Origin of the sequence: Christiangramia gaetbulicola, assembly GCF_003054225.1 — a bacterium.
In the GTDB taxonomy this organism is placed as follows: domain Bacteria; phylum Bacteroidota; class Bacteroidia; order Flavobacteriales; family Flavobacteriaceae; genus Christiangramia; species Christiangramia gaetbulicola.
In genome coordinates this window covers 1-15,439 of sequence record NZ_QBKQ01000002.1, presented here as the reverse complement: position 1 = coordinate 15,439, position 15,439 = coordinate 1, and the positions used below count along the sequence as shown (strand labels likewise).

18 protein-coding genes and 1 rRNA gene are annotated in these 15,439 nt (G+C 38.9%); 13 read left to right on the top strand and 6 right to left on the bottom strand.

Annotated elements, in window-relative coordinates:
* The first annotated feature begins 56 nt into the window (after nt 1-56).
* Nucleotides 57-1,067: a hypothetical protein gene (locus tag C8P64_RS06710; RefSeq protein WP_108171317.1), complete on the top strand. Its 1,011-nt coding sequence runs from the start codon at nt 57-59 to the stop codon at nt 1,065-1,067.
* Here the strand turns inward: C8P64_RS06710 and C8P64_RS06705 are convergent.
* Both C8P64_RS06705 and C8P64_RS06700 read right to left on the bottom strand, forming a co-directional pair.
* Nucleotides 1,064-1,612: a Smr/MutS family protein gene (locus C8P64_RS06705; protein ID WP_170106639.1), complete on the bottom strand. Its 549-nt coding sequence runs from the start codon at nt 1,610-1,612 to the stop codon at nt 1,064-1,066. The two genes, C8P64_RS06710 and C8P64_RS06705, sit on opposite strands and share 4 nt — an antisense overlap.
* On the bottom strand, nt 1,612-1,815 hold the full coding sequence (locus C8P64_RS06700; RefSeq protein WP_108171315.1) for a hypothetical protein: 204 nt from the start codon (nt 1,813-1,815) through the stop codon (nt 1,612-1,614). The genes C8P64_RS06705 and C8P64_RS06700 overlap by 1 nt, the downstream gene beginning before the upstream one ends.
* Before the next feature lie 76 nt (nt 1,816-1,891).
* Here C8P64_RS06700 and C8P64_RS06695 point away from each other — a divergent pair, with 76 nt between their 5' ends.
* From C8P64_RS06695 to C8P64_RS06685, 3 genes are read left to right on the top strand one after another with little or no spacing between them, the layout of a single operon-like run.
* Nucleotides 1,892-3,640, top strand: a complete 1,749-nt coding sequence (locus tag C8P64_RS06695) for a T9SS type A sorting domain-containing protein (protein WP_170106638.1) — start codon at nt 1,892-1,894, stop codon at nt 3,638-3,640.
* A gap of 17 nt (nt 3,641-3,657) precedes the next feature.
* Nucleotides 3,658-3,930, top strand: a complete 273-nt coding sequence (locus C8P64_RS06690) for a DUF2752 domain-containing protein (RefSeq protein ID WP_108172194.1) — start codon at nt 3,658-3,660, stop codon at nt 3,928-3,930.
* Between the two features lie 15 nt (nt 3,931-3,945).
* Nucleotides 3,946-4,272, top strand: a complete 327-nt coding sequence (locus tag C8P64_RS06685; protein ID WP_108171313.1) for a CCC motif membrane protein — start codon at nt 3,946-3,948, stop codon at nt 4,270-4,272.
* Nucleotides 4,273-4,342: 70 nt separating this feature from the next.
* Here C8P64_RS06685 and rocD read toward each other — a convergent pair whose 3' ends face one another.
* Entirely contained in the window at nt 4,343-5,623 is a 1,281-nt protein-coding gene (rocD, locus tag C8P64_RS06680; protein WP_108171312.1) for an ornithine--oxo-acid transaminase, read from the bottom strand.
* Between the two features lie 174 nt (nt 5,624-5,797).
* Between rocD and rlmD the strand changes: the two genes are divergently transcribed.
* Genes rlmD through C8P64_RS06665 form a run of 3 tightly spaced genes read left to right on the top strand, consistent with a single transcriptional unit; the run spans nt 5,798 to nt 8,450 of the window.
* The gene (gene rlmD, locus C8P64_RS06675) at nt 5,798-7,207 is read left to right on the top strand and encodes a 23S rRNA (uracil(1939)-C(5))-methyltransferase RlmD (RefSeq protein WP_108171311.1); all 1,410 of its coding nucleotides are present in this window, start codon (nt 5,798-5,800) and stop codon (nt 7,205-7,207) included.
* Nucleotides 7,208-7,216: 9 nt separating this feature from the next.
* A complete protein-coding gene (locus tag C8P64_RS06670) occupies nt 7,217-7,765 on the top strand; it encodes a DUF6452 family protein (protein ID WP_146167191.1) in 549 nt (182 codons plus the stop codon).
* Entirely contained in the window at nt 7,746-8,450 is a 705-nt protein-coding gene (locus C8P64_RS06665) for a DUF6048 family protein (RefSeq protein WP_108171309.1), read from the top strand. Before C8P64_RS06670 ends, C8P64_RS06665 begins: the two co-directional genes overlap by 20 nt.
* On the opposite strand, the gene C8P64_RS06660 is transcribed toward C8P64_RS06665, so the two are convergent.
* On the bottom strand, nt 8,447-9,610 hold the full coding sequence (locus C8P64_RS06660; RefSeq protein WP_108171308.1) for a THUMP domain-containing class I SAM-dependent RNA methyltransferase: 1,164 nt from the start codon (nt 9,608-9,610) through the stop codon (nt 8,447-8,449). The two genes, C8P64_RS06665 and C8P64_RS06660, sit on opposite strands and share 4 nt — an antisense overlap.
* A 114-nt stretch (nt 9,611-9,724) precedes the next feature.
* Between C8P64_RS06660 and C8P64_RS06655 the strand changes: the two genes are divergently transcribed.
* The 3 genes from C8P64_RS06655 (at nt 9,725) to C8P64_RS06645 (ending at nt 11,481) form a co-directional block, all read left to right on the top strand.
* Nucleotides 9,725-10,408 carry a ZIP family metal transporter gene (locus C8P64_RS06655; RefSeq protein WP_170106637.1) on the top strand — a complete coding sequence of 228 codons (684 nt, stop codon included), beginning with the start codon at nt 9,725-9,727 and terminating at the stop codon, nt 10,406-10,408.
* Nucleotides 10,409-10,837 (top strand): DUF4268 domain-containing protein, encoded by a 429-nt coding sequence (locus tag C8P64_RS06650; protein WP_108171306.1) that lies wholly within the window; start codon nt 10,409-10,411, stop codon nt 10,835-10,837.
* 110 nt (nt 10,838-10,947) lie between these two features.
* Nucleotides 10,948-11,481 (top strand): lipocalin family protein, encoded by a 534-nt coding sequence (locus C8P64_RS06645; protein ID WP_108171305.1) that lies wholly within the window; start codon nt 10,948-10,950, stop codon nt 11,479-11,481.
* Between the two features lie 46 nt (nt 11,482-11,527).
* Here the strand turns inward: C8P64_RS06645 and C8P64_RS06640 are convergent, their stop codons facing one another.
* Nucleotides 11,528-12,439 (bottom strand): AraC family transcriptional regulator, encoded by a 912-nt coding sequence (locus C8P64_RS06640; RefSeq protein WP_108172193.1) that lies wholly within the window; start codon nt 12,437-12,439, stop codon nt 11,528-11,530.
* Nucleotides 12,440-12,660: 221 nt separating this feature from the next.
* On the opposite strand from C8P64_RS06640, the gene exaC reads away from it, so the two are divergent.
* The 3 genes from exaC to C8P64_RS06625 all read left to right on the top strand — a co-directional run bounded on the left by exaC (nt 12,661) and on the right by C8P64_RS06625 (nt 15,274).
* Entirely contained in the window at nt 12,661-14,184 is a 1,524-nt protein-coding gene (gene exaC, locus C8P64_RS06635) for an acetaldehyde dehydrogenase ExaC (RefSeq protein WP_108171304.1), read from the top strand.
* Nucleotides 14,156-14,575 (top strand): DUF779 domain-containing protein, encoded by a 420-nt coding sequence (locus C8P64_RS06630; RefSeq protein ID WP_245889671.1) that lies wholly within the window; start codon nt 14,156-14,158, stop codon nt 14,573-14,575. Before exaC ends, C8P64_RS06630 begins: the two co-directional genes overlap by 29 nt.
* Before the next feature lie 141 nt (nt 14,576-14,716).
* A complete protein-coding gene (locus tag C8P64_RS06625) occupies nt 14,717-15,274 on the top strand; it encodes a GNAT family N-acetyltransferase (protein WP_108171303.1) in 558 nt (185 codons plus the stop codon).
* Nucleotides 15,275-15,363: 89 nt separating this feature from the next.
* Here the strand turns inward: C8P64_RS06625 and rrf are convergent.
* Nucleotides 15,364-15,439: ribosomal RNA gene (rrf, locus tag C8P64_RS16730) — 5S ribosomal RNA — on the bottom strand; the annotation flags it as partial.

Below are 15,439 nucleotides of genomic sequence, written 5' to 3'. Positions count from 1 at the left end.
CCTACTTCTCTTCTATATAAGTTTGATTCCATTATTTTTGTTCAAAAAGCATCTTCATGAGACGTTTATTATCCGGGATATTTCTTTTAGGTCTGCTCAGCGCTTGCGATGACGGTGATATTATTGTTACCACTTTCGATTTCGAGAACAGCAACCTGCAATTCTGTGACGGTACCAGTAAGAACGTATTTTACGCCGTAAATGATACAGACGTTTTTGAAAGTTTTTCCGTAGAATTTTCTAATGGAGGTTTTTCCTTAAATGATAACGGATCTATCAGAGAGCCGGGAATAGGTGACACTATAAGCTTCGATCTGAATAATAGCAATCGTGCGGTTTACAGGATCTATGATGCCGATCTACCTTCTGGAAACGATGCTTACTTTTGCAGCGTAGTCCCACCAAGCTCTCCAACGGTTATTGAAGAATGGGTAAGCACTGGCGGAAAGGTTGTTCTTTATCCGGAATTTAATGATCTGGCCGGTGATAGCGATATAGATGGTGATGGCTTTACTAATCTGGAGGAGAACTTTATTGAAGAGCAGGACACCGATAATGACGGAATTCCAGATTACCTGGATATAGACGATGATGGTGACAATGTTCGCACAGCAGATGAAAAAATAGTAAATGTTGGAGATGCAGTAAATGACGACGGAGAAAAAGACACAGATGGTGATGGGATCCCAAACTATCTGGATAACGATGATGATAATGATGGAGTTCTAACCAGGTTTGAGGTTTCCCAGGATAATCCCGACGATCCAAGAGCTTTTTCCAGTATTGGAGATGGCACTCCTAACTACCTGAATAATGAGCAAACCGCTGAATTTATTCATGATGAATACATCTCCCATGATATTTTCAGGAATTACCGGTATGTTCTTAGAATAGATGATCTAAGCATGGGTAATCCAGACAATGGGGAAACTATAAGATTCCAGAATTACGATCTTGGAACTTACGCCCAAGCAAGGGTTTCATTTCCTCTTTGCCCATCCCAGAATACCGATTGCGGTGATAATACTCCAGATGGACCTGATGAACCAGGTGAGGGAACTAACTAGGGATTCTGTAAAATATAGACTTCGGTTGCGCCTAAACCATATTTCTGGTAATCGGCATCATAGAATTTAATGTTGGAATAACGTCCTAATAAATATTCCAGCTCCATTTTTAATACGCCTTCCCCTACTCCGTGAATAAAAACCACTTTCTGGATTCGCTTTTGCATCGCAAATTCCAGTTTATGTCTCGCGGTATCCAGTTGCAGGTTTAGCATTTCATGATTGGCCATTCCCCGCGAAGATTTCACCAGCTGGTTAATATGAAGGTCTACTTCCATTGGTGGAGCGCCTTTATCCTTTGGTTTACTCCTGGAAGATTGCTTTTTCTTCGGCGGGGTCTTCTGCTTTAAAACTTCTTCAAAATCGAATTCCTCAACATCGATATCATTAATATCGTCTTTGATCTTCACCAAATGATCTGCCGGAAAGTTCATTATAAAACCGTCTTCGGTCTTTATCTCGATCTCATCTCTATAGACCTTCTGCACGATCCCACTTAGATCATCATCCAGAAGCTCTACCCTGTCGCCCGGTTTAAAATCCATTATTGCTTATCGTTTTCATTTTCATCCTTGTGATCATCTTTCGTGGCTACCCAGTAATTGGTGGCGCGATACAGGCCTAACATGATAATAATCAGGCCAATGATTTTAAAATAAGGACTTACATCTTCTACAGAAATACTATATAACAGCAATGCGCCCCCAAGGACAATAAGAGTTGTGTTTATTACTTGTGAGTTGTTCATTTTCAGTAGGTTAAATAATTCGAAATGGTGATTCTGAATGATTTATTGATTACATTTATGCAAATTTATGGCTTTAATGAAGCTTCCACTCCTTTTTTTGATGATTTTTACCGCATCTGGTATAAATGCTCAATTATACGTTGCTCCTTCAGAAAAATCTGATAGCTATATCTATGCTAAAGACCGGCTGGTCTTTGTGCAAAATGAGATCGATCTATCTGAAAATAAAAAACCGGAAACTAGCGCCAGTATTTACCTGCGTAAAGGTTCACAATTAGTTCAGGGAGAAAAAAGCAGCAATAAAAACAAAGGTAAAGGGAAAATCTCTGTTTTTCAGGAAGGAACTTCCAATGCCTATGATTATAATTATTGGTCTTTACCCGTTTTAGTAGACCAAAACGGTAGTAAGCTAAATGATTATTTATTTGAACCTATTAGTTCCACCAACAGTAAAAATGCCAAATTGATCTCTGCTCTTGATGGGCAAAGTAATCCCCTAAGTATCTCCAACCGGTGGATATACACTTTTTCGGGTATCAATTATTCAAACTGGGCATTTATCGGAGATCATTTTGATCTCCTGCCAGGTGAGGGTTTTACCATGAAAGGCGTTACAGGAATCAATTTAAATGAGATCGAAGGCGAACCGATCAATAAGGGAAACGCCCAAACTTATGATTTTAGAGGCACAGCAAATGACGGACTTATAGAGTTACCTGTAAAAAAAGATCAGTTACTGCTTATTGGTAATCCATACCCTTCAGCTCTTGACCTGAATAAATTCCTGATTGAAAATACCTCGACCACAGGTATCGCCTATTTCTGGGACTCTAAAGAAAATGGCAATTCTCACATCCTGGCAGATTATGAGGGAGGTTATGGCACCTACTCACCGGGTGTCGGGGTTTATGTTCCACCAATGTTCAAGAAATACTCAAATGATACGGAAACCGGTGAGTCAGGAAAATATTATGAAAGAAAGATCAGTCCTATTGGCCAGGGTTTTATGATTAGAGGTAAAATGGACGGAATGCTGAGTTTCAGAAATTCTTACCGAATATTTCAAAAAGAACATCCTGATTACTCTGTTTTCAAATCTCCAGAGACAGAAAACAGTTCTTTAAAACTCGAGGTTGAAATAGATTCAACTTACATACAGGATCTAGTACTGGTTTTTAAAGACGAATCAAGTACCGAAGAAAATCATGCTTTGGATGCGCGTAAAATGAATGAAGATCCTAAAGATATCAGCTGGTCTATTTCCAATATGGCTTTTGTGATCAACGTAAGACCGAGAGTAGACCAGGAATTGATTCCACTAAAAATTGTGCTTGATAAGGATTCAACATTGAAATTTTCCATTAGCGAATTAACCAATTTCAATCCAGACCGTGTCTTTCTTTATGATGCAAAAGATGATCTGTTCTTTAGCATAAAGACCGGTTATCTAAAGATCGACCTGGGTCAGGGAGAATATAATGATCGTTTTTTTCTAAGTTTTATTGAAAAGCTTCCCGACGATTCTAATGCTGAAAAAGAAACGATCAGTCCAGAAAAGAAGCCTGAAAATATCCTGTTGAATTCTATCGAGATCTTTCAAAATAACCCACAGCAACAACTTGAAGTGAAGCTGCTATATGATGCAGGTATTAAAAATTTGAGCCTGCATGACCTGAATGGAAAATTATATTTTTTTGAAGATTTTAAAACGAAAGAAAAAGAATTTGATTTTCCCACGGGAAATTTGAGCAATGCTGTATATATTGTGAAGGTAAAAACCACCGATAATAGAGAATTGACCAAAAAAATAAGCATTAGAAATTGAGTAGTATTGAAGAATACATGTTACCCTGCCTCAATAAATCCCTTTTCGGGATAGATTGCACCGGCTGTGGAGCTCAAAGGGCTGCCGTATTACTTTTTAGAGGAGAATTCCTCCAGGCCTTTCATATGTATCCTGCTATATATAGCCTCGCTATTCTACTCCTATTCCTTCTATTTAATCTGTTTATTAAATTTAAATTCGATTACAATATCAAGATCGGACTCATCATGTTTAATGCAGTTATTATTGGCGGTGCGTACATTTTTAAAATGATTCATATTTTCAACTAACCAACCTCAAAATTTATGGAAAAAAGAGAATTACCTAATTCAACCCTCATCTTAGTTTTTGGAATATTGTCAATAATTGGCTGCTGCTGCTATGGTTTTGCCGGTGTAATCTTCGGGATCATCGCCCTGGTGATGTCTAACCGAGCCATAGAAATTTATAATGCCGACCCAGAACTATATACAGGATATCAAAATGTAAAAACTGGTCGCATCCTGGCAATAATAGGATTGGTATTAAGTGCGCTTAGCCTAATTAGCACGATCGTCGCAATTTTCACTCTTGGTGGCCTTGACGGAATACAGCAAATGCAAGAAGAGATCCTTAGAGAATATGGAGGATAATTTTTAAGATCTCTATAAAATAAAAAATCCCGCAACTAGCGGGATTTTTTATTTTAGAACTATATCGATCCTATTTTTCGAATTGCTTAAGCGTCTTGATAATAATATCTACACAATCTCTCAATTGCTCTTCATTCATTACAAGAGGTGGAGCAAAACGAATGATATTACCGTGGGTTGGCTTGGCAAGAAGTCCGTTTTCTTTAAGAGCCATACAAATATCCCAGGCAGTAGAACTGTCTTCAGAATCATTGATCACGATCGCATTCAATAGTCCGCGACCTCTAACCAGGTTTACGATATTGGATTCCTTGATATAATCATCCATCAATCTTCTGAATAGTTTACCTAGTTTACGGGCATTCTGAATAAGGTTTTCATCTTTTACCACATCCAAAGCTGCAACAGCAACTGCCGCCGCCACAGGATTACCTCCAAAGGTAGAACCATGCTGCCCTGGCTGGATCACATCCATAACCTCATTATCTGCCAATACAGCAGATACAGGATAGTTACCTCCTGAAAGTGCTTTTCCAAGAATTAGAATATCTGGTTTAGTATAGGTTTCCTGTCTTTCACAATGACCTTCACAAGTACAATGTCCACAAACAGCAAGTAAACCACCGGTTCTGGCGATACCTGTTTGGATCTCGTCTGCCATGAAAAGAACGTTATGCTTACTACACACTTCTTTTGCTCTCATCATATAGTCATCTGATGGCGTGAAAACACCTGCTTCTCCCTGTATAGGTTCCACTAAGAATCCAGCTATATTTGGATTCTTTTCAAGAGTTGCTTCCAGAGCATCTATATCATTGTAAGGTATCTTGGTAAATCCTGGCGTGTAAGGACCAAAGTTCCTTCTGGCATTCTCATCATTAGAAAAAGAGATTACGGTAGTTGTTCTTCCGTGGAAGTTATTCGCACATACTACGATCTCTGCTTCTGTTTCTTTAACTCCTTTTCTTTCATAAGCCCATTTACGAGCGATTTTTATAGCTGTTTCTACAGCTTCAGCACCCGTGTTCATTGGTAAGAGTTTATCGAAACCAAAATACTCGGTGGCATATTTTTCATAAGCTCCAAGTATATCATTATGGAATGCTCTTGAGGTAAGTGCTAATTTTGAAGCTTGCTCATGCATAGCTCCAACGATTTTTGGATGACAATGCCCTTGATTAACCGCGGAATATGCAGAAAGAAAATCGTAATATTTATTACCCTCTACATCCCATACGTGAACACCTTCACCTCTGCTTAATACGGCAGGAAGTGGATGGTAATTATGTGCTCCATGTTGGTCTTCAAGTTTAATCGCTTCTTCTGAAGAGTTGATTTTAGGTAATGGCATGTTAGTTTTCGTTTTAGAATTATTGTTTTACAATTCCTTCTTTCTTCGGTTGAAAAGTAACGAAATGGGAGAGAAATCACCCCTGAAATTTGAATTCCTGCAAATTACTAAATGTTTGCTGAAAATTTCAAGCGGGCTCTCTTTAAATCTTGTTAATTATCCTATTTTTGCGCTATGGCGAGAAGAAATAAAAACAAGCTTTTTACAGAAATTGAAGTTATAGATGCCGGTGCCAAAGGTAAGGCGATTGCCAAATCCCCAGACGGCAGGGTCATCTTTATAGATAACGCCGTTCCCGGTGATATCGTTGATGTACAGACCACAAGGAAGAAAAAATCCTTTTACCAGGGAACCGCGGTTGAATTCCATAAATTATCCGAAAAAAGGACTGAACCTGTTTGCCAGCATTTTGGAACCTGTGGTGGTTGCAAATGGCAGAATATGGATTATAAATTTCAGCTGGAGCATAAGCAGAACGAAGTTGAAAATAACCTGCGCAGATTAGGGAAAATCGAACTACCCAAGATCACTCCTATTTTAGGAAGCGAAGAGATTTATTTTTACAGAAATAAGATGGAATTTTCTTTTAGCGATAGTCGCTGGTTAACCCAGGAAGAGATCCAGAGCGGTGAAGATATCGAAGAGAGAAATGCACTAGGTTTTCACATCCCAGGGATGTGGGATAAGATCCTTGATATTAAAAAATGTCATCTTCAGGCAGATCCTAGTAATGCCATCAGGAATTTTGTAAAGGAATTTGCTACCCAGAATGATCTGACCTTTTTCAACACCAGGAAACAGGAAGGTTTATTGCGAACCTTGATGATAAGAACTACGTCTACCGGCGAGATCATGATCCTGGTACAGTTCTATGAAGACAATAAAGAGCAAAGAGAATTGCTTCTAAACGCCATAGACGAGAAATTCCCAGAGATCACCTCGCTACAATATGTAGTAAATAATAAAGCAAACGATACCATTTACGATCAGGAAGTGATCTGTTTTAAAGGACGTGATCATATTTTTGAAGAAATGGAAGGTCTTAAATTCAAGATCAACGCCAAATCTTTCTATCAAACAAATTCAGACCAGGCCTATAATCTTTATAAGATCGCCAGGGAATATGCAGATCTTAAAGGAGATGAACTGGTTTATGATCTTTATACAGGAACCGGTACCATTGCCCAATTTGTGGCTAAGAATGCTAAAAAGGTAGTTGGAGTTGAAGCTGTCCCGGAAGCTATTAAAGATGCTAAAGAGAACGCTGAAAGAAATAATATCGACAATGTGGAGTTCTATGTTGGAGATATGCGCAAGGTCTTTACCCAAAGTTTTATAGATGAGCACGGCCATCCAGATGTTATCATAACCGATCCACCAAGGGATGGAATGCACAAAGATGTGGTCGCACAAATAATTGGTATATTGCCGCAACGAATCGTTTACGTAAGCTGTAATTCTGCCACCCAGGCTAGGGACCTGGCTTTACTGGACGAACATTATAAAGTAACTAAAGTAAGAGCAGTAGATATGTTCCCACAAACCCATCACGTGGAAAACGTGGTATGTCTTGAAAAACGCTAGTTAAAATTGATGAAAAACAACTTTTATAAGCTTCTTTTTATAGCATTGTTATTTTCAGGAATTGCCTGCCAGAGAGATGATATTTGCCCAGCGACCACAGATACCACTCCCCTTCTCATTATTCGGTTTTACGAAAATGAAGAACCTAATGATCTTCAGTCCCCTCAAAACCTGAGCATAAGAGCTATAGATAGCGATAGTACAAATTTTGTAATTAATACCGGAGGCAATTCGCCAGTTCGTTATTTCAGATTTAGTGGTGATAGTATCGCGATACCTCTTAAAACCAATGCAGATCAAACCAGTTATGTATTCACCCTGAATACCGCTGCAAATGATACCACCGCCAGCAATAGCGGAATTAGGGACACTTTAAGTTTTACCTATGCCCGTAGTGAAGAATATATCAACCGTGCCTGCGCCTATAAAGTAAATTATGTAGGTCTTAAAACCTCTCTGCGTAACTCTGGAGAAGAAAGCGGGTGGATCCAGGAAATAGAAATAGAGCAAACAGATATTGAAGACGAAAATCAAGCCCATGTATCGATATTTTTCTAGCCTGATAATAATCCTTTTCATCGGAATTTCAGCTTCTGCGCAGCAATCTGCAAAAGCTAAGGATACTGTGCAGTATAGAGAGAAATATGGGATCAGGGCCGGGATAGATCTTAGCAAGCCATTGCGATCTGTGTTGGATGACACTTACAGTGGTCTAGAAATAGTTGGAGATTACCGGGTCTATAAAAATTACTATATCGCCGCAGAACTGGGAACTGAAGAAAGAACTTTCGAAGGAGACAATATTGAGACTTTTTCAACCGGAAGCTATATAAAAGTGGGTGGTGATTATAATGCCTACGAGAACTGGCTGGATATGCAGAACGCGATCTTCGTAGGACTTCGTTACGGCTTCGCGACCTTTTCTCAAACTCTTGAGAATTACAGGATCTATACTTCTTCAGATTATTTTGGACCAGATTTTCGTGAAGACAATGTGGAAAACACTGGTCTCACTGCCAGTTGGGCTGAAGTCATGGTAGGAGTTAAAGTAGAAGTACTGAATAACCTTTTTCTTTCAGCGAATGTTCAGCTAAAAAGAAGGATCGGTCAAAAAACTCCGGCGAATTTCGATAACCTTACCATTCCGGGATTTGGAAGAACCTACGATAGTAGCGAGTTTGGAGCAGGATTTGGATATTCCATTTCCTACCTTATCCCTTTCTACAAAAAAGCAAGGAACTAGTTATTTTCCTGCTTGCTCTTCTTTTTAGAACCTTCGTAAAGTACATATTTAAGCAGTCTTCCTTCCAGCGGCCCGTTATATAACTTGATCTTACGCGATGCTCTAAGACCAACACTTTTTATAGCGTCAAAATTGGTAGCGATGAACCAGGCATGAGTACCGGGATAATTCTGCTTAAGCGTATCCCCTATCTTTCCGTAGAATTCTTCAATATCTATTTCAAGGCGTTCCCCGTAAGGTGGATTGAAAAGCATATGTAAATAGCCTTCATTTTCCTTTTCACTTTCGAAGAAACTTTTCTGCTGAATTTCTATAAAGTCTGAAAGGTTGGCATTTTTCACATTATCCTTGGCTTTCATAACTGCTGAAGGAGCCTTATCATAACCTTTGATCTTAAAGTGAAAATCCCTTACTTTCTTCAGGGCAGATTCTTCGATCTTCTCATAAAGATCTTCATCCCAATCACTCCATTTTTCAAAAGCGAACTCCTTTCTATTTAGGTTAGGCGGAATATTACAGGCGATCATCGCAGCTTCGATCGGGATAGTTCCACTACCACACATCGGGTCCAGAAAATCACACTGACCATCCCATCCAGACATAATTAACATTCCTGCTGCCAGGACTTCATTTATTGGTGCGATATTGGTTGCAGTACGATAACCTCTTTTATGCAGTGAATCTCCCGAGCTATCGATAGAAACATTACAGAAATTATTCTCAATATGAATATTGATGCGCAGATCTGGAAAATCAAGATCCACATCTGGTCTTTCTCCAAACTTCTCCCTGAACCTGTCTACAATGGCATCCTTGGTCTTTAGGGCAACGTATTGAGAATGGGTAAATATATCTGAATGAACCGCAGAATCGATCGCCAGGCTGCCTTTAACATCCAGGAATTTCTCCCAGGGTAACCTTTTGATATTATCGTATAATTCCTGTTCAGAATTTGCCTTGAAACTTTCATAAGGCTTCAGGATCTTGATGGCTGTTCTCAAACAAAGGTTCGCTTTATACATAAAGCCTTTATCACCAACGAAGCTCACCATGCGGTTCCCCTCCTTGATCTCCATTGCACCTAAGTCCAGTAATTCTTTTGCGAGGATCGATTCAAAGCCATATAAGGTCTTTGCGATCATTCTAAAGTTATTAGCCATATTCCTTCTTTATAGAACGACAAAAATAAGTTAATTTTGTCCGAAAGTATAATTATTACAGGATTGTTCAGGATATAGTTCTGCACCTTCCGGCAACAACCAACCCTAATTGATTTGCTAACAGATCTATATATTTATTTTCTACCTGTACTTGCCGTTATCATAGGTTATGTGATCTCCATCTTTCTGAAACCGGGCAGTTCCTCGGGCTTTAAACTTTTATTAGCCTTTAGTGGCGCTTACCTCCTGGCGGTTACGGTGCTGGAATTATTACCAGATGTCTACCGTGAACCAGATTCGGGTATCGGCGTATTTATTATGCTGGGATTATTGTTACAAATAGTCCTGGAATTCCTTTCAAAAGGAGTTGAACACGGCCACCTTCATTTTCATGGAAATTCTGCCGCATTCCCTATCCTCCTGCTTATAAGTTTAAGTCTACATTCATTGCTTGAAGGATTTCCTTTAGATAATGATAATCATCTCTTACATGGTGTGGTAGTGCATAAAATACCGGTGGCAGCGATACTTTCAGTGTTCCTCGTTCAAAGTAAACTCAGCAAGACCAAGGTATTTCTTTTCCTTGCTTTTTTTGCACTCATGACTCCGTTAGGAAGCTGGCTTAAAAATAGTGTTCCCGCGATTTCGCAATATTCAGATTATATAAACGCCGTTGTAATTGGAATTTTTCTACATGTTTCCACTACCATATTATTTGAATCTTCCAAAAATCACTCTTTTAATGCCTCTAAATTGGGGGTTATCATTTTAGGAATTTTACTAGCATATTTTATCTAAATGTTCAGCAGGGAGGAATCAAAGAAAATAAGGCAGGAATTCTGGACGAGCTTCGGAAAGGAGTTTCCTCATAAATGGTTATTGTATAATACCAAAATGAAGGAGATCCAGCTGAAGTTCACCTTCCACAGAAAAGTTGCGCAAGTCTCTTTAGACATTGCAGATGAAGACGAAATGATACGAGCCTATTATTTTGAAAAAATTCAGTCTCTCCAGAAAGTGCTAAAAACAGATTACCTGCCTGAAGCTGTTCTGGAAGAAAATTATGAATTACCTGAAGGCAAGTTGATCTCGAGAGTGTATGTACAGATAGAAAATGTGAGCATCCATAACAAAAAAGACTGGCCAGAAGTAAAAAAATTTCTCTCTACCAAAATGTTACTTTTGGAGGAGTTTTTTATGGATTTCAGCGATTTTATCAAGAATTGATTTCGGTTTTTATATTTTTTACTATTTTGATAACCTGAAAGATAGCGGCTTCCGCCTTTCCCTACCACATCTTTTCATTTTTAATTATTAATCAACCTAAACTTTAAAAAATGAAAACGATCAGATTTTCTATTCTTGGATTTTTTCTAATTCTTTTTACCGCATGTTCATCAGATGATTCTCCAGAGATAAATACCGCCATGGTAACCGGGGAATGGAACATAGAATCTTTTGATTACTCCGGCCAGACCTCAGGTAATTTTGAAGGTATGGAACTAAACACTTCTTATGAAGGTGTTGGAGAAAACATTGAGGCTGTGCTTAGATTTAACGCTGATAACACTTTCAATTTTAGCGGAAGTTATGATGTAAGGTTTACTGCTGAAGGTTTTACAGAAATGGTGCCTGTCTCCAATGCTTCCAGTTCAGGAACTTGGAAAATAGAAGGTGATTATATCATTACTTCGGAAACCATAGGCCAGGTTCAGGGAGAAGGCGTACAGGGACCACAGGAAGGTCGTATGAAAATTAGCGAGGTTTCTGAAAACCGGATGGTTCTGATTATCGATCAGGAAAGCACAACAAACCAGAATGGGATGGAATTCACGATTAGTATGGATGGTAAATACGTCTTAACCAGGTAGATTAGAATAACTTTCTGGAAAGCATATTCAAATGAATATGCTTTTTTTATACCCTAACGTTAAGTCTGGATTGGTAATCACCCGGAGCGATCTTTTTTCGCCTTTTGAATACCCGATTAAAATATGATCGGCTTTCAAATCCACATTCCTGGTAGATCTCCTTTATGCTTTTATCTGGATTCTGTAACAAGCTAACCGCAAGTTTTATACGCTCATTGTTAATAAAGTCGGTCGGGGAAATACCAAGTTCATTTTTAAAGACGCGGTAAAAGTTAGACTCGCTCATACAGGCTTTCTTGCTCAGGCTTTTTACAGATAAAGGATTTTGCAGGTTACTCCTTATATATTCCACGATAAAGGCCAGGCGATTATTCGAACTCAATTTAAAACTTTCATTAGTATATATTTTTCGTGAATTGGTTTGTAGTATTCTTATGATGAGTTCCTCCAGCATATTATCTACAAACAGGTCTTTGGAAGGATGATCTTCGGTAAACAAAAAAATTAAACGCTGTAAGATCTGATAGATCCCGATATCATTTGTAAAATGAAAATTATAATCCATTAAGCTCCATTCTGCTTCATCTGCCTTAGGCATATATTCGTTCATATGCTCCAGAACCTTGGAAATTTTATCTTCAGAAATTGCCATGGCGAGACAGCGGGTTGGATTATTCATATGTGCTTCGGGAAAATCTATACACATCATTTCATTTGAAGGAAGGATCAGGGATTCACCGGGAAGAAAATTAAAAGATTGCAGATCGCGTAAATGCATGATCTTTTTCCCTCTTATCATACTAGCGAGAACTGGTTTATCGAACTGAAGTAAAACTCTCTCGGCCTGCTCATGTGTTTCAAATATATGCAAGGCGGCGTTATTGAGAGTATAAGAGGTCTGGTTTTCCACCAGGTTCTCGAGTTTCCGGTTCTCATAGAAATCGCTTGACAGATCCATATCTTTTATCATTTTCTATATAAAATTATAACGGGAAGGATATTCATAAATATACAATTTAAGAGCCTATTTTTTAACGATATATCAATAAATAAATGATTTGTTCATGGTATTGAGAGAATACGTCAGATGTTTCTGAAGATTAACTATTAACTTTAAGGGACTTCCGGATTAACCACCGGATGACTTCACTTATTAAATGAATTAAAATTTAAATTATTATGAGCAACGTTCAAACAACAGAAAAACAGAAAATCGAAAAACCTAAATTTAAGGACAAGTATGACAACTTTATCGGTGGAAAATGGACCGCTCCCGTTAAGGGTGAATATTTCGATAATATTTCCCCTGTAGACGGAAACTCCTTTACTAAAGTTGCCCGGTCTACTGAAGATGATATAAATAAGGCGATCGATGCCGCATGGAAAGCGGCTCCAGAATGGAATAACTCTTCTGCAGCATATAGAAGTAATCTTCTGCTAAAGATCGCAGATGTTATGGAGAAGAATCTCGAGGAACTGGCAAGAGCTGAAACCTGGGATAACGGTAAAGCGGTTAGAGAAACACTTGCTGCAGACCTTCCATTAGCGGTAGATCATTTTAGATATTTCGCCGGGGTAATAAGGGCCGAAGAAGGTTCTGTTGCCGAGCTTGACTCTAATACGGTTTGCATCAATGTCACCGAACCGCTTGGTGTGGTAGGACAAATCATACCTTGGAATTTCCCGATCCTGATGGCTACCTGGAAATTAGCACCCGCTCTTGCAGCTGGTAATTGTGTTGTTCTCAAACCTGCAGAACAGACTCCAGTTGGAATTATGATACTTATGGAGATGATAGAAGATATTCTTCCCGCAGGAGTACTGAACATTGTGAATGGTTTTGGTGCTGAAGCAGGTAAACCTTTAGCTTCCAGCCCGCGTATCAACAAGATAGCTTTTACGGGAGAAACCACTACCGGCCAGTTGATCATGCAATATGCATCCAAGAATATCACTCCGGTAACCCTGGAACTAGGTGGAAAATCACCGAACGTATTTTTCGAAAGCATTATGGAGGCAGATGATGAATACTTCGATAAGTGTATTGAAGGAGCGGTGATGTTCGCGCTGAATCAGGGTGAAGTTTGTACCTGCCCTTCCCGATTATTGATCCAGGAAAGCATTTATGACAAGTTCATTGAACGCGTTATTAAAAGAACCGAAGCAATTAAACTGGGACACCCTTTAGATCCAGATACGATGATGGGTGCACAGGCTTCTAATGATCAATATGAAAAGATCCTTAATTACATAAATATTGGTAAAGAAGAAGGTTGTGAAGTACTTACCGGTGGCGAAAAGGCCTACAATGAAGGACTGGAAGGTGGATATTATATCAAGCCAACGATCCTGAAAGGAAACAATAAAATGAGGGTATTCCAGGAAGAGATCTTTGGACCGGTAGTTTGTGTAACCACCTTTAAGGATGAAGCTGAAGCAATAGAAATCGCAAACGATACCTTATATGGTCTTGGCGCCGGAGTATGGACCCGAGACACGCACCAGGCATACCAGATCGCCAGGGCGATTAAAGCAGGTAGAGTTTGGGTAAATAATTACCATAATTATCCTGCACATGCGCCATTTGGTGGATATAAAAAATCTGGTATTGGTCGCGAAAACCACAAAATGATGTTGAGTCATTACCGTCAAACTAAAAACATGCTGGTTTCTTATGATAAGAAACCAATGGGATTCTTTTAATAGATCTATGACTAAAAGAGTAGAAATAACAAAAGAAGCTGCAGAAATAATAGATCAGCTTAGAGAGCGTCATGGGGAACTGATGTTTCATCAAAGCGGCGGTTGCTGTGATGGCTCATCCCCTATGTGTCTTGAAAAAGGTGATCTATTGCTCAATGAAAATGATGTCTGGCTTGGAACAGTTCACGGTTGTGAATTCTTTATGAGTAAGGATCAGTTTGAATACTGGAAGCATACACACCTTATGGTAGATATTACCAAAGGTCGTGGCTCCAGTTTCTCACTGGAAATACCACTCGGGTTAAGATTCGTGATCAAATCAAGAATGTTCAAACCAGAAGAGTTAGAAGATCTGCAGCCCATAAAACATGGTGAAGAATTCATTGACTGATGGATTTTAGGTTAGGTTGGAAAAGCTGTTCAGGAATCTGGGCAGCTTTTTTTTATGCAGATTGGTAATCTTTAGAGCAATAACTTAAATTTATACCCATTTACATATAGCTCGTAACAGCTTTAAATTATCGGTTGAAATTTGAAAGAAAGAAAATTCCCCCACTTTGAAACAGATCGCTTAATTCTAAATGAGATCCAAACCGGCGACCAGGAAAATATTTTCAGAGGTCTATCCCATCCAGAAGTAATTAGATACTACGGTGTACAATATTCCAGTTTTGAAGAAACTCAGGAACAAATGGACTGGTACACTAATCTTAAAAATTCAAATTCAGGTCTTTGGTGGGCTATCAGGTTGAAAGAGTCAAATGAATTTTGTGGTGCAATTGGGATCAATGATTATCATCCCGAATACCATAAGGCTGAAATAGGTTTCTGGTTATTACCGGAATATTGGGGCAAGGGCATTATTGCGGAAGCTGCCAATACCATTATACCTTTTCTTTTCGATCATAAAGGGCTTCATCGAATAGAGGCTTATGTTGAAGCTGGAAATCATAATTCTGCCAGGCTTTTGAAAAAGCTATGTTTTGAACTAGAAGGAAGAATGGTTGACTGTGAGGTTAAGGATGGGAAATATATCAGTGTAGATATTTTTGCGAAAATTGATAATCCCAATTGGCATTTACCTGAATAAAATTTCATTTTATTGAGAAAGGACTCCTATTTTCCGTTCACTTATGCGCATAAAAAAACCCCTTCAGCGAACTGAAGGGGTTTTCAAGAAGAAGGCGGCGACATACTCTCCCACAAAAAAGCAGTACCATCTGCGCTAACGGGCTTAACTACTCTGTTCGGGATG

Coding starts and splice junctions, on each gene's coding strand:
- C8P64_RS06640 (WP_108172193.1), bottom strand. CDS start 12,439: ATGGATCTGTCAAGCGATTTCTATGAGAACCGGAAACTCGAGAACCTG.
- C8P64_RS06710 (WP_108171317.1), top strand. CDS start 57: ATGAGACGTTTATTATCCGGGATATTTCTTTTAGGTCTGCTCAGCGCT.
- C8P64_RS06700 (WP_108171315.1), bottom strand. CDS start 1,815: ATGAACAACTCACAAGTAATAAACACAACTCTTATTGTCCTTGGGGGC.
- C8P64_RS06670 (WP_146167191.1), top strand. CDS start 7,217: ATGAAAAACAACTTTTATAAGCTTCTTTTTATAGCATTGTTATTTTCA.
- C8P64_RS06645 (WP_108171305.1), top strand. CDS start 10,948: ATGAAAACGATCAGATTTTCTATTCTTGGATTTTTTCTAATTCTTTTT.
- C8P64_RS06665 (WP_108171309.1), top strand. CDS start 7,746: ATGTATCGATATTTTTCTAGCCTGATAATAATCCTTTTCATCGGAATT.
- C8P64_RS06690 (WP_108172194.1), top strand. CDS start 3,658: ATGTTACCCTGCCTCAATAAATCCCTTTTCGGGATAGATTGCACCGGC.
- C8P64_RS06695 (WP_170106638.1), top strand. CDS start 1,892: ATGAAGCTTCCACTCCTTTTTTTGATGATTTTTACCGCATCTGGTATA.
- C8P64_RS06630 (WP_245889671.1), top strand. CDS start 14,156: ATGATAAGAAACCAATGGGATTCTTTTAATAGATCTATGACTAAAAGA.
- C8P64_RS06650 (WP_108171306.1), top strand. CDS start 10,409: ATGTTCAGCAGGGAGGAATCAAAGAAAATAAGGCAGGAATTCTGGACG.
- exaC (WP_108171304.1), top strand. CDS start 12,661: ATGAGCAACGTTCAAACAACAGAAAAACAGAAAATCGAAAAACCTAAA.
- rlmD (WP_108171311.1), top strand. CDS start 5,798: ATGGCGAGAAGAAATAAAAACAAGCTTTTTACAGAAATTGAAGTTATA.
- rocD (WP_108171312.1), bottom strand. CDS start 5,623: ATGCCATTACCTAAAATCAACTCTTCAGAAGAAGCGATTAAACTTGAA.
- C8P64_RS06705 (WP_170106639.1), bottom strand. CDS start 1,612: ATGGATTTTAAACCGGGCGACAGGGTAGAGCTTCTGGATGATGATCTA.
- C8P64_RS06685 (WP_108171313.1), top strand. CDS start 3,946: ATGGAAAAAAGAGAATTACCTAATTCAACCCTCATCTTAGTTTTTGGA.
- C8P64_RS06660 (WP_108171308.1), bottom strand. CDS start 9,610: ATGGCTAATAACTTTAGAATGATCGCAAAGACCTTATATGGCTTTGAA.